Raw genomic sequence first — 12676 nt, 5'->3', positions numbered from 1 at the left:
CCACCGGTTCGAGACGACCCGGGCCAACACGAAACGGGAAATTCCCGTTCCTCGCAGCCTAGAAAACCGCGAGGTATTTGAGCAGCGAAACAATGCCGATGATGATGACGATGATCTGCACGATCTGTCTCATTCTGGCGTCGAGCGGCAGTCGCTGGACGAGATACAGAACCAGGATAATGACCAGGAATGTAATGAGAATGCCGATCAGCATGGACGACGCCATGATACCCTCCCCGAGACGGCCGTGTTGAAAAACGTAGCGAGATGGTGCGGCCGGCCAAGCTGGCCGCCCTTGCGGCTAATGGTACCAGCGGCGCGGCGTGTCGTTCATCGACTGGCCGATCGCGAGGCCGGCCAAGAAGCCAAGTAAGCCGATCACCCCAACCACTGCGGTCGTCGTGCCCGGATTTTCGCGCGCGGCTTCTGAAACGGACTGAGCCTGGCTGCGCAACTGCTGCGCTGTCCGCGAGGCGCGGGAAGCGGCTGTATCGTAGAAATCCGATGCCTGTTCGCTGGCGTCATCGAGCATTTCCGCGCTGCGCGCCGAAATGCTCTTGTTGATCTTGGTGATCTCCTTGCGCAGGTCGGCGATCTGCTTTTCCAGCGTCTTCTGGATGTCCTCGATGTCAGGAGGGCCGGATTTGTTGGTATCAGCCATGAAGCGGCTCCCTTGGTTGCTGACCAAGAGAACGGTGCCGACGCCAATTCGTTCCGGGCGGCAGTGGGATCCTCACAGAACGGAAATGCGCCGCCGGTGGTTATGCCCGCGACGACGAGGCCGCTGCTACCCTGCTCGCTCGATGCGGATGACCTGCGGCTTGTCGGTCAGATGGCCGTCTTTGGTGATGCCGTCGACGGCCTTGCGCACGGCGGCCTCGGTGGTCTCGTGGGTGACGAGGATCACCGTCTTCTGCGCCGCCGCCTCACCGCTGACCGCGTGCTGGACGATCGATTCCAGCGAAATATCATTGTCGGCCATGCGCTTGGCGATTGCTGCGAACACGCCGATGCGGTCATGCACGGTCAGCCGGATGAAGTAGCCGCCGGCGTGGCTGCGCATCTGCGCCTTCTTATAGGGTTTCAGCTCCTTCGCCGGCAGGCCGAAGACAGGACCATGCTGAAAGCCTGGCCGGCTCTTGGCGATGTCGGCGACGTCGCCGATGACCGCCGAGGCGGTGGCGTTGCCGCCGGCGCCGGGACCGGAGAGCAGCAATTCGCCCAAAATGTCGGTCTCGATCGCCACCGCATTGGTGACGCCATGCACCTGCGCGATGACGGAAGCCGTCGGCACCATGGTCGGATGCACGCGCTGCTCGATGCCGCTTTCGGTACGCTGGGCGACGCCGAGCAGCTTGATCCGGTAGCCAAGATCGCCTGCCGCACGGATGTCGGCCTGGGTGATGTTGGAAATGCCTTCCATGTAGATGTCGTTGGCGGCAATCCTGGTGCCGAAAGCAAGGCTGGTCAGGATCGACAGCTTGTGCGCGGTGTCATGGCCCTCGATGTCGAAGGTCGGATCGGCTTCGGCATAACCCAGCCGTTGCGCATCCTTCAGCACGACGTCGAAGGAAACGCCCTCGGCCTCCATGCGCGTCAGGATGTAGTTGCAGGTGCCGTTGAGAATGCCGAACACACGGCTGACCGAGTTGCCGGCCATCGCTTCGCGCATCGTCTTGATGACGGGAATGCCACCTGCCACCGCGGCCTCGTAGTTGAGCAGCACGCCCTTCTTCTCGGCGATTTCGGCAAGCGCCACGCCATGCTTGGCAAGCAGCGCCTTATTGGCGGTGACGACATGGCGGCCGGCTTCGAGCGCCGCCTTCACAGAGGCACGCGCCGGCCCCTCATCGCCGCCGATCAGCTCGACGAAAACGTCGATCTCAGCGGTCTGTGCCATCTTCACCGGATCGTCGAACCAGTTCGCGGAGCTCAGATCGGTGCCACGGTCGCGTTTCCGGTCGCGTGCCGAAACCGCCGACACGATGATGTCGCGCCCGCATTGGCGGGTCAACTCCGCCGCCTTGTCGCGCAACACGCGCGCCACCGATGCACCGACCGTGCCAAGTCCGGCAATTCCAACACGCAGTGCTTCAGCCATGGAAGGCGGCGCCCCTCAAATCAGATCGAATTTGTATTTACCGGTGGGCGGAAAGCGGCACCACATTGTTGGGCTGCTTGGCGCTGGCAGACAGGAAGCGCTTGATGTTGCGCGCCGCCTGGCGGATCCGGTGCTCGTTCTCGACCAGCGCCACGCGCACGAAATCGTCGCCATGCTCGCCGAAGCCGACACCGGGCGCCACCGCAACGTCGGCATGCTCGATGAGCAGCTTGGAGAATTCGAGGGATCCCAGATGCCGGAACGGCTCCGGGATCGGCGCCCAGGCGAACATCGAGGCCGCCGGTGCCGGAATGGTCCATCCGGCGCGGCCGAACGCATCGACCATCACGTCGCGGCGCTTGTGATAGATGTCACGCACTTCGGCGATGTCGGCGCCGTCGCCATTGAGCGCGTGCGCGGTCGCCACCTGGATCGGCGTGAAGGCACCGTAATCGAGATAGGATTTGACCCGGGTCAGCGCCGAGATCAGCCGTTCATTGCCCACGGCGAAGCCCATGCGCCAGCCGGGCATGGAAAAGGTTTTCGACATCGAGGTGAACTCGACGCAGACATCGATGGCGCCCGGCACCTGCAGTACCGAGGGTGGCGGATTGCCGTCGAAGTAGATTTCGGAATAGGCAAGGTCGGACAGGATGATAATGTCGTTCTTCTTGGCGAAGGCCACCACGTCCTTGTAGAAATCGAGCGAGGCGACCAGCGCCGTCGGGTTCGACGGATAGTTGAGGATCAGCGCCAGCGGCTTCGGGATCGAATGGCGGACGCCGCGCTCGAGCGCGGGAATGAAGCCATCATCGGGCTCGACCTGCAGCGAGCGGATGACACCGCCCGACATGATGAAGCCGAAAGCGTGGATCGGATAGGTCGGGTTGGGGCACAGGATCACGTCGCCCGGCGCGGTGATCGCCTGCGCCATGTTGGCGAAACCTTCCTTCGAGCCAAGCGTGGCGACCACCTGGGTGTCGGGGTTGAGCTTCACGCCGAAGCGGCGGGCATAGTAGTTTGCCTGGGCGCGGCGCAGGCCGGGAATGCCGCGCGATGAGGAATAGCGGTGCGTCCGCGGATCGCGCACCACCTCGCACAATTTGTCGACGATGGCCTTGGGCGTCGGCAGGTCCGGATTGCCCATGCCGAGGTCGACGATATCGGCACCGCGCGAACGGGCGCTGGCCTTGAGCCGGTTGACCTGCTCGAACACGTAAGGCGGAAGCCGGCGGACCTTGTGAAATTCTTCCATGGCAGTTCCAGACAGCAAGGGTGCGTTGGGCGCGCGCTATATACTCATTTGCAGGTAGGGTCGAGGGCGGGGTCGCATTTGCCTTCGATCTGCTTCAGCGTCTGCGGGCCATGTTTCTTGGCGAGATCGGTCAGCGCCGCCTGGTTGGTGACGGCCGCGCCGCCGCTCTTGGCGCCTTGCCCGTTCTCGTCGGCCTTCAGTTGGGCGAGCTTGGCGTTCTTCTCGGTCTCGGTGAATTGTTTCGCCGCCACTTGCGGCGGGATGTTCAGGTTCGGAAAGGTACCGGTGTCCTTCGGACCCGCGTCGGTGGCCATCGGCACCGGACCGCCGGTATTTGTGCTCGAGCATCCGGCAACGCCCAGGAGCATGATTGTCGCGCCAATGCGGCAAAAGTGGCCGGCACCGAAAAAAACAGTCTCGCCAAACTTAATCGTCATATTGTTTCCTTGGCAGCCGGGGTAGAGCGAGATTGGACCCTGTCGGATGTCCCATGTTAATATGTCAAGAAAACGCTTCCGGAGGAACCCCGCGAACCATGTCCAAAACACCCGATTCGGGCAAAGCGGAAGATGGCGGACCTTCGACGGTCGAGCAATATCTGGTGAAGGACCCGGAACGCTTTGCGCTGAACATGGCGCGGATGATCGAGCAGGCCGGCAAGGCGGCGTCCGCCTGGGCCGAACCGCGCGAAAAGGGTGAGGTGCGCGACCACGTCGCCGAGCCGGTCGTCGACATGGTCAAGACCTTCTCGAAGCTCAGCGAATACTGGCTTGCCGATCCGCAGCGTGCGCTCGAAGCGCAGACGCGGCTGTTCGCCGGCTATATGACGGTTTGGGCGAACGCCATCCAGCGCGTCAGCCCGAACGCCGAGGATGCCGACGATGCCGTCAAGCCGGAGCGCGGCGACAAGCGCTTCCAGGATCCGGAATGGGGCCGCAACGCCTTCTTCGATTTCCTCAAGCAGGCCTATCTCGTCACCTCGCGCTGGGCGTCCGAACTGGTCGAGCACGCCGAAGGCCTGGACGAGCATACCCGTCATAAGGCGAGCTTCTACGTCAAGCAGGTATCCAACGCCATCTCGCCATCCAATTTCATCCTGACCAATCCGGAATTGTTTCGCGAAACCGTCGCCTCCAACGGCGAAAACCTGGTGCGCGGCATGAAGATGCTGGCCGAGGACATCGCCGCCGGCAAGGGCGACCTGAAATTGCGCCAGGCCGATTATTCGCCCTTCGAGATCGGCAAGAACATCGCCACGACGCCCGGCAAGGTGGTCGGCCGCAGCGACGTCGCCGAGATTATCCAGTATGATCCGGCAACCGAGACAGTGTTGAAACGCCCGCTGCTGATCTGCCCGCCCTGGATCAACAAGTTCTACATCCTCGACCTCAACCCGCAGAAATCCTTCATCCGCTGGGCCATCGAGCAAGGCCACACCGTTTTCGTCATCTCCTGGATCAATCCGGACGAACGTCATGGCGCCAAGAACTGGGAAGCCTACATCCGGGAAGGCCTGCAATACGGCCTCGACACGATCGAGAAGGCGACCGGCGAGCGCGACGTCAACGCGATAGGTTACTGCGTCGGAGGCACGCTGCTGGCGGCGGCACTGGCGCTGATGGCTGGAGAAGGCGACGACCGCATCAAGTCGGCGACCTTCTTCACCACACAGGTCGACTTCACCCATGCCGGCGACCTGAAAGTGTTCGTCGACGAGGAACAGGTCGCGGCGGTGGAAAAGGCGATGAACGAAAAGGGCTATCTCGACGGCACAAAGATGGCCACCGCCTTCAACATGCTGCGCTCGGGCGACCTGATCTGGCCCTATGTCGTCAACAACTACATGCGCGGCAAGGATCCTCTGCCCTTCGACCTGCTCTACTGGAACGCTGATTCGACCCGCATGGCGGCGGCCAACCACTCGTTCTACCTGCGCAACTGCTATCTCGAGAACAACCTCTCGCGCGGCATGATGGAACTTGCGGGCCACACGGTCTCGCTCGGCGATGTCACCATCCCGGTCTACAACCTCGCCTCGCGGGAAGATCATATCGCGCCGGCGCTGTCCGTCTTCCTCGGCTCGAAATATTTCGGCGGCAAGGTCGAGTACGTGATGGCGGGATCGGGGCATATCGCGGGCGTCGTCAATCCGCCCGCATCCAACAAATATCAGTACTGGACTGGCGGCCCTCCGAAAGGCGACTTCGACCAGTGGATAGAAAGCGCCACGGACCATCCCGGGTCCTGGTGGCCACACTGGCAAAGTTGGATAGAGGCCAAGGACAACACCCGCGTACCTGCCCGCAAACCCGGCAAGCATATGAAAACCTTGGGCGATGCTCCCGGCACCTATGTCAAGGTACGTGTGTAACGGACTGTAATGTCTGGTGAGTTGACGCCCCCGCAAAAGCGGGCGAAATGGTGTCGTCAACCATTAAGCAGCCGCAATTCGGCATTCGCTGCAAAAATACTTACAGGCTTGCTGATTTGACACAGGTCTCGTTTCCGGATCGGAGACAAGGGTCACCTTGACGCAGACATACCAGTCAGCGCCAAGGATACACCGACCGGACATCGAGGGGGAATTTGACTTTGAAATCAGCAGGATGGAGCCTCGCAAAGGGAGAACGCCGCGTCATCGTGGCAGCATTCTGCTCGATGCTTCTGGCCTCCTGCACATCAGCTGGCGATCCGACAATGTCGGTCGGAATGCCCGGCTACAATGCTTCCGCATCCGACATCCACGCCGCCTCCACGGGCAAGCCCCTGGCCGCCGATTCGTCGTCGCAGGTAGCGACGGAGCAGACGACGGTGATGAGCGAAAGCGACACGGCACTCCCCGAAAAGGTTGCCTACCTACCGATGGCCAAGCCTGGGGCCACTTTCCCGCTCACCATACCAGCCAGCGCGGAAACGATCGCGGGTCAGACGCCGCAGTCATTGCAGCAGCAGGTACAGACGGCGCAGCAGACCGACGCGGTCGCCCAGAAGATCGCCGCCGCCGATGCTGCCGCGACGGCGCCGAAGCCGGCCGCGGCACCGGTAATGAACAATCCGGTTTATGTGACCGCTGGCGAGGCGCCGCAAGCCGAGGCGCCGAAGAAAAAAGGCTTCCTGGCCTCGATGTTTGGCGCCACCCCCGCTTCGGCAACACCCGCTCCGCTGGTCAACACACGATCGGGCGAACAGCCTGCCGCGCAGGCCAAGCCTGCCCCGGCGGCAGCAAAGCCGATCATCACACTGGCCTCGGCCGATTCCACGGCAAAGCCGATACAGTTGGCTTCGACCGGGGACTATGCCGGTCACATTACGGGTAGCGATGCCCTGCCTGGCGTGCGCCAGACAGCCCTGTTCGAGATCAAACGCAAATCCGGCCTCGACGACGAAAGCGACGTCGACCTCAATGAGGACGAAGGCTCGGGCGGCAGCTATCAGGTTGCGTCTGCGGCCGGCATGGCGCGCCTGGCGCCCAACGGACTGCTGAAGCAGAATGAGAGCGTGGACGTCGCCTGCCTGAAGCCATCGCTGGTGCGCGTGCTGAAGACGATCGAAGGCCACTACGGCCGCAAGATGATGGTGACCTCGGGCTATCGCGACCCGGCCCGCAACCGCCGTGCCAACGGCGCCAAGAATTCGTTGCACATGTATTGCGCCGCCGCCGACATCCAGGTGCCCGGCGTCTCCAAATGGGAGCTTGCGAGCTACATCAGGACCATGCCCGGCCGCGGCGGCGTCGGCACCTACTGCCACACCGAATCGGTCCATGTCGATGTCGGCCCCGAGCGCGACTGGAACTGGCGCTGCCGCCGGCGCAGCGGCGGTGACGACGGCTAGCAGCGATTTGACGGACCGGAACCTCAGCAGGCCCGAGTCGTTCCCATGTCGTCACCCTTGGCTAAGCAGGAGCGAAGCTCCGTCGCGAAGACCCGAAATCCATGCCGTGACCCTGGCAAAGATCGCAACGGGAGCAGAATTCTGCACCACGGCAACGCGTTGAAGTCGCGGCATGATTCTCGGGTCTGCGCCGCTTCGCTACGCTCCTTGCTCCGCCCGTGGATGGCGAAGCGACTAATGTCACCGCTGATCGCCAAGCCCTGCCGACCCCTCGCGAAATCGCTGATTTGGCAGGCTGGAAAAAAGTTGTCCAAGGCGGCACCTAACGGGTTGCCGGTTACGCGCAACGCCAGTATAAGCCGCTTCGTCTGAGCGCGCCCATCGTCTAGCGGTTAGGACACCGCCCTTTCACGGCGGTAACAGGGGTTCGATTCCCCTTGGGCGTACCAGATCTTCCGGACCTCCAGTCCCTCTTCCGATTCTACGCAGCGAACGCCTGGCCGATGCAATTTGGCAGGGGCGCATCGCGTCGACAACATTGCGGGTTACGGCATCCGTTGCAGCCGATACCCCATGCCTTTCGCGCTAGTCTAGCGCCCGGCTCCTCTGTCTTGTCGATCAGACGGGCCAGTGATTAAATGGAATACGAAGGGAGCGCTCATATGGCAGTTCACCTTTCGGCGGATATACGCGCTCCCGTGGCAACGCCACCAAGATATCTCTTTGGTCGCTCGCGGACTTTCTGATGCTCGGCGGCGGCGCATTCCTGATCTTGCCGGCGCTGTACTTCGTGCCACTGAGATACGAAGGTCTCGTGGCGGCGACGATGCTTTTCCTGGCTTATCTGATCAACTATCCGCACTTCGCCCACTCATACCAACTCTTCTACCGCAATTTTGGGCGGAAGCTGCGCGGCGACGGCTACGACAGGAACCTCCAGATCCGCTACATCGTCGCCGGCATCATCGTTCCCCTACTCATGGGTGCATTTTTTGCCTACGGCTCGATAACGGCGAACGCCCGGCTGCTGGGCAACGCAACCAACGCGATGTTCTTTTTCGTGGGCTGGCACTATGTCAAGCAAGGCTACGGTATGTTGATGGTGGATGCCGTCCTGAAGCGCAGGTTCTTCACCGATCCGGACAAGAAAATCCTGCTGATCAACAGCTATGCCGTTTGGCTGTTCGCATGGCTTCAGACGAACACGGCGGTCAGCCAGGGAAAATACCTGGGGCTGGAATATTATACGTTTGCCACCCCTGCATGGCTCAACGCGATTGCGGTGGCGGCCGCGGCCGCTTCCACGGCCGCCACTGCCGTGATGCTGATCAATCGTTGGAGCAGGAATGGCGGCAGCCTGCCGTATAACGGCGTCATCGCCTACATCGCATCCCTATATCTCTGGATTCTGATCGTAAGGACAAATCCGCTCTGGCTGCTTGTGGTGCCGGCGCTCCATTCCTTGCAGTACCTGGCGGTGGTCTGGCGTTACCAGAGCAATGTCGAGCGTGACGGGCGCGATGCCGAGAAAGTTCCGCCATCCAGAATCCTGTCCGTCCTTGGTCCGGCTTACAGGGTGCGGCTTCTGGAGTTCATCAGTGCTGGCCTTCTCCTCGGCGGTCTGGGTTTCTGGCTGGTGCCGACCGTGCTGACGGCCCTTGTCCCCTATGACCGGGAAGTCCTGGGATCGTCGCTGTTCTTCTTCATCGTGTTGATCTTCATCAACGTGCACCATTACTTCCTCGACAATGTGATGTGGCGCCGCGGCAACCCCGAAGTGTCGAAATATCTGTTCCGTTAGAACTTTTTTTGCGCTCAAGCGGAAACGCTTGGCGTAATGCGGAAATGGAGCAGGGATGGATCCACTCCCGCCCGATCCACCAGTCCATCAGCTTCGGAATTTTGGAGGCCTCGCCTCGGAATCGAACCGAGGCTTCCGAGATTTGCAGTCTCTAGCGTAGCCGCTCCGCCACGAGGCCATACGTGCTCTGGTAACGGGCAGAAGTTTAAAGATCCTTGATGTCTTGGATAAAATTCGGCTACGCCCCACTGTGAAAAAGAGCCCGTCACGCCAGAAAGCGCGACCCATGACTCCTTTGCCAGACTTGAATTGCATGCTCGTCAACGAGGGGAACTCATACAGCCCGGCCGCAGGGCTCGAGGCCAGCAGATTCGCGGTCTGGCGGACTACGTGGCTAACCGCCGACCAGCGGCACGGCAACGGTCGTCGCGTAATTGATCGGGTAGGCGTTGAAATATGGGAAATCTATGACGAACGCATAGGCAGCGGTCAGGTGCGCCATGCGAAAGCCGCCGGTCGCCGGGTCGGTGGCGATCGTGACGTTCACATTCTTCAGACCCAGCGCAAGCAGTTTCTGCGTCGCGATCGCCTGGATGTCGGCCTGGGTCAGCGTGTTGTTAAGCTGCAGGGACCGTGCGGACGCCTCCAGCGTGTAGCGAACGCTGGAGGCCGTATTCATCGACCAGCCGAAGGCGAAGATTCCGAATAGCAGCATGATAAGGAACGGTGCGATCAGCGCGAATTCGAGCGCGGCTCCGCCCGATCGATTGTCCCTGAAGCCTCCCGTATTACCGAACACGGATCAGCTCCTGCTGGCCGATCGCGCTGGGGGCGGAAAACACGCCGAACGTAAAGGGCGGAGTCCACGTCGCCGATGCGTCGATCTGGACAAAGACCGACGGTGCCTTCGGCCCGCTGCACAAGGTCGAAGCGTCGACCACGGTCGTGCCGCATTTGTAGATCCGGCTCAGCGTGACCTGACCGTCGTCCGGCATCCTCTCCCAGTTCGCCATTGCCGCGGCCCGTGTCGCGCTGTCGTCGGCGGAGCCCGCCAAGACCATGTTCGCCGCCGTCTTCACGCCGGCGCGCATAGACAGCGAACTCGTGACGTATGACCAGCCGTCGGCGATGCCGAGCAGTACCAGGCAAAGGATGGGCAGGACCATCGCGAACTCAACCGCGGCTGCACCCGCGTCTTCGCGAATGGCTGGGATCAATCGATAGGCCACGCGCTTCATTCGACAATCGCGACCGACGCCGCCGCGGGGATGTCCTTCATTCCCAGGCTCGAGCAGTCCTGGTTGATCGTGGAATTGCCGGACCACTGGATAGTGTCGGCCACAATCTGCGTGCAGCCATTGTTGCCTGAGAAGTTGCCCAGGTAGTTCACTTGCTGCTTGGAGAAATAGATGGCGCCGGTCAGCAAGGATGTTGCCGTACCGTTGAAGGTACTCTGCGCCGCCGTGCCTGTCCTGTCACCGTAGAACAGCATGCCGGAATAGGTGCCCGACTGCGGCGCGCTGAGCGTCACGGTCGCGTTCCCGTTCATGCTGACGGTGCTGCTGCCCGCCATGAAGATGGTCACGCCGTCGCCCTGGATGACCGCGCCCGCGTTGATTTTCAAATTGCCCTGGACAACATAGACGCCGGGAGAAAGCGTGACATTGCCGTTGAGGCTCATGCCACTGCAATAGGTCCCGGGCTGGATCGTTTGGGTCGACTTGCCTCCGTTGACATTCTGGCATGGGTTGCTGGCGGCGGGCGCCGGCACGCTGGCGAAAGGATCGGGTACGGGCAAGGCCTGGGTGATCGGCGCCTTGCAGATCGTGGTCACCGGATTGTTCAGCACGACGCCGCCCGCCGAGATCAGGCAGTCGGCCGTGAGAGCCGCCGATCCCTGCACCTTGATGGCGTCGCTGGCGATCGAATTCGTCATGATGACGCAGCCGTTGAGCGTCATGCTGGTGCTGCCGGAGAAGAGCACCGACTGCGGTGCCGACGGATTGAGCGCCCGGAGGCAAGCCTTGGAGGCGTCGGTGATGAGCGCCACCGCCCTCGCCTTTTCTGGAACCTGGCTCTGAGTGAAGATCAAGGTGAACATCCGGTCGAGATTCTGGCCGAGGACCACCTCGACGGCCTTTTTGGCAATGTTCGGCCCTGACGTCGGCGGCGTATTGACGACGATGGTGCCGTTCCCGAGGCCGTTGTCGGTCGCCGACTGGGTCGCGGCCGCGACGATCGTCGGCGTGTCGGAACCCGCGATCTTCTCCAGCGCGCCGGCATAGGCCGCGGCATCCGCCGTGGCCTGCAATCTCAAGCTGTTGTAGTACCAATAGGAGGTTTCAACGCCAAAACCCGCCGCACCGACAACGATCGGCAGGGTAAGGGCAAAGATGGTGGCGACGTTCGCAGCTCTGCTGCGGCGCATACCGGCCGCCACGAGCCGAATCCGGGTGAAGCAGTTGAACAGCATGATCAATTAGAAAGCACGCATGTATGAATGAACGGCTAAAAAGTTCGATTCACTTTCTACGAGACAACCATTGGCCAGCAGCCATTGGCTCCAACAGCCGGCCTCGGTACGCGCACCTTCTCGGCATGCCATGGAGGGCAAATGACGCATTTCCGGCGTCGCCAAGCGTGCAGCCTGCTTGCGGGCAGGATTTACTTCAGGCGGTAAGGATCGGGACCTCTTCCACGGTCGCACCAGCCAATAACTCTCTTTGAACGGCAAGGAAGAACCTGCGCACTTCGTCACCGGCTGCCGTTCTGTCTCTGCCCGTCCCGACAATGAGATCGAGCAATTCCGCCGCCTTTGTCTTCCAGAACGAGGTGGCGGTCTCGCCATGCAGATTGCCGAGCTTGGCGGCAACTTCCCTGACCAAGAACAGCTGACGATCGATCGGGAACGCACGGACTTTTTCTGAGGACATCTTCCGACCCATGAAACTGACGCAACGAATCAACCATTGCCGAACAATCAATGGCTAACCGCGAAGGTGGAAACGGAAGCTTAACAGCGCCGGCCAATGCATCGCCGCAGGCGAATCGTCATGCACACTCAAGCTGAACGCAGGCGAATCGTCATGCACACTCAAGCTGAACTGGTTCCCCCCACTCGATGACGCCCTCAGGCCTGCAGCGCTCTCGCCTCGCCGCCGCGCTTGCGCGGCGCCATCATGTCGCCGGCCATCAGTCCGGCGACGCGGCAGAACGCCATGAACGCCCGGCAGGCGTCTTCGGTCTCGACCACATCGACCGTGGCACCGAAACAGGCATTGAAGGCTTTCTGATACACCGGTCCCTGCCGGCGCGCCGGCCAGTCCTGCAGAAAATCGAGCGCCTGCTCGACGCTGTAGATTTCCTCGACGGGCAAGCCGGGGCCTGGTGCGATGCGCACCGGCACCTCGAATTGCAATCTGTCCATCCGACACCTCCCGACCGGCATCGCCCAAGCAACGCCGCTCATCGTCAAAAGTTGCTTTGTGCGGTGTGCCATGGAAATGTGTCGTCACTGCGGAAAACTGTCTCCTTTGCTGCATCTGGCAAGGGAAGGTCTGCCGGCTTCGAGCGGCCGGCAGACCTTGCCGGCGGCGGCGATTACTGGTTGGCCGGGTCGGTCTCCGCGTCGAAGGCCGTGCGCCTGACCGGCGGGGCAAGCGAATATCCGGGCCGTAGGGGCCGC

The 12676-nt window shown here is 61.6% G+C and carries 13 protein-coding genes and 2 tRNA genes; 4 read left to right on the top strand and 11 right to left on the bottom strand.

Features of this window, described 5'->3' with window-relative positions; genetic code table 11:
- Nucleotides 1–58: 58 nt before the first annotated feature.
- The 5 genes from FJ941_RS21745 to FJ941_RS21725 all read right to left on the bottom strand — a co-directional run bounded on the left by FJ941_RS21745 (nt 59) and on the right by FJ941_RS21725 (nt 3793).
- The gene (locus FJ941_RS21745) at nt 59–226 is read right to left on the bottom strand and encodes a Thivi_2564 family membrane protein (RefSeq protein WP_084637105.1); all 168 of its coding nucleotides are present in this window, start codon (nt 224–226) and stop codon (nt 59–61) included.
- A 75-nt stretch (nt 227–301) separates the two neighbouring features.
- Nucleotides 302–661: a hypothetical protein gene (locus tag FJ941_RS21740; RefSeq protein WP_140508787.1), complete on the bottom strand. Its 360-nt coding sequence runs from the start codon at nt 659–661 to the stop codon at nt 302–304.
- A 126-nt stretch (nt 662–787) separates the two neighbouring features.
- Entirely contained in the window at nt 788–2101 is a 1314-nt protein-coding gene (locus tag FJ941_RS21735; RefSeq protein WP_140508785.1) for a homoserine dehydrogenase, read from the bottom strand.
- Nucleotides 2102–2138: 37 nt separating this feature from the next.
- Nucleotides 2139–3356 (bottom strand): LL-diaminopimelate aminotransferase, encoded by a 1218-nt coding sequence (locus FJ941_RS21730; protein WP_140508783.1) that lies wholly within the window; start codon nt 3354–3356, stop codon nt 2139–2141.
- Nucleotides 3357–3400: 44 nt separating this feature from the next.
- Entirely contained in the window at nt 3401–3793 is a 393-nt protein-coding gene (locus tag FJ941_RS21725) for a hypothetical protein (RefSeq protein ID WP_140508781.1), read from the bottom strand.
- A 98-nt stretch (nt 3794–3891) separates the two neighbouring features.
- On the opposite strand from FJ941_RS21725, the gene phaC reads away from it, so the two are divergent.
- The 4 genes from phaC (at nt 3892) to FJ941_RS21705 (ending at nt 8991) form a co-directional block, all read left to right on the top strand.
- Nucleotides 3892–5727 (top strand): class I poly(R)-hydroxyalkanoic acid synthase, encoded by a 1836-nt coding sequence (phaC, locus tag FJ941_RS21720; protein ID WP_140508780.1) that lies wholly within the window; start codon nt 3892–3894, stop codon nt 5725–5727.
- 215 nt (nt 5728–5942) lie between these two features.
- Entirely contained in the window at nt 5943–7190 is a 1248-nt protein-coding gene (locus FJ941_RS21715) for a YcbK family protein (RefSeq protein WP_140508778.1), read from the top strand.
- A 374-nt stretch (nt 7191–7564) separates the two neighbouring features.
- Nucleotides 7565–7639: transfer RNA gene (locus FJ941_RS21710), tRNA-Glu, on the top strand.
- A 296-nt stretch (nt 7640–7935) separates the two neighbouring features.
- Complete coding sequence (locus FJ941_RS21705; protein ID WP_246673927.1) at nt 7936–8991, top strand: hypothetical protein; 1056 nt, start codon at nt 7936–7938, stop codon at nt 8989–8991.
- Between the two features lie 102 nt (nt 8992–9093).
- Here the strand turns inward: FJ941_RS21705 and FJ941_RS21700 are convergent.
- From FJ941_RS21700 to FJ941_RS21675, 6 genes are all read right to left on the bottom strand, one after another.
- Nucleotides 9094–9169, bottom strand: a tRNA-Cys gene (locus tag FJ941_RS21700).
- A 216-nt stretch (nt 9170–9385) separates the two neighbouring features.
- The gene (locus tag FJ941_RS21695) at nt 9386–9790 is read right to left on the bottom strand and encodes a TadE/TadG family type IV pilus assembly protein (RefSeq protein WP_140508776.1); all 405 of its coding nucleotides are present in this window, start codon (nt 9788–9790) and stop codon (nt 9386–9388) included.
- A complete protein-coding gene (locus tag FJ941_RS21690) occupies nt 9780–10229 on the bottom strand; it encodes a TadE/TadG family type IV pilus assembly protein (protein ID WP_140508775.1) in 450 nt (149 codons plus the stop codon). The genes FJ941_RS21695 and FJ941_RS21690 overlap by 11 nt, the downstream gene beginning before the upstream one ends.
- The gene (locus FJ941_RS21685) at nt 10226–11464 is read right to left on the bottom strand and encodes a pilus assembly protein TadG-related protein (protein ID WP_181166061.1); all 1239 of its coding nucleotides are present in this window, start codon (nt 11462–11464) and stop codon (nt 10226–10228) included. The genes FJ941_RS21690 and FJ941_RS21685 overlap by 4 nt, the downstream gene beginning before the upstream one ends.
- A gap of 196 nt (nt 11465–11660) precedes the next feature.
- Complete coding sequence (locus tag FJ941_RS21680) at nt 11661–11936, bottom strand: DUF6074 family protein (protein ID WP_246673925.1); 276 nt, start codon at nt 11934–11936, stop codon at nt 11661–11663.
- Nucleotides 11937–12121: 185 nt separating this feature from the next.
- Nucleotides 12122–12418, bottom strand: coding sequence for a DUF982 domain-containing protein (locus FJ941_RS21675; RefSeq protein ID WP_140508771.1), 297 nt, complete (start codon nt 12416–12418; stop codon nt 12122–12124).
- Between the last annotated feature and the right edge of the window lie 258 nt (nt 12419–12676).

It is taken from the genome of Mesorhizobium sp. B2-3-13, assembly GCF_006442195.1.
In the GTDB taxonomy this organism is placed as follows: Bacteria; Pseudomonadota; Alphaproteobacteria; order Rhizobiales; family Rhizobiaceae; genus Mesorhizobium; species Mesorhizobium salmacidum.
Note: the sequence above shows the minus strand (reverse complement) of the source record. Positions and strands in the feature narration are given on the sequence as shown.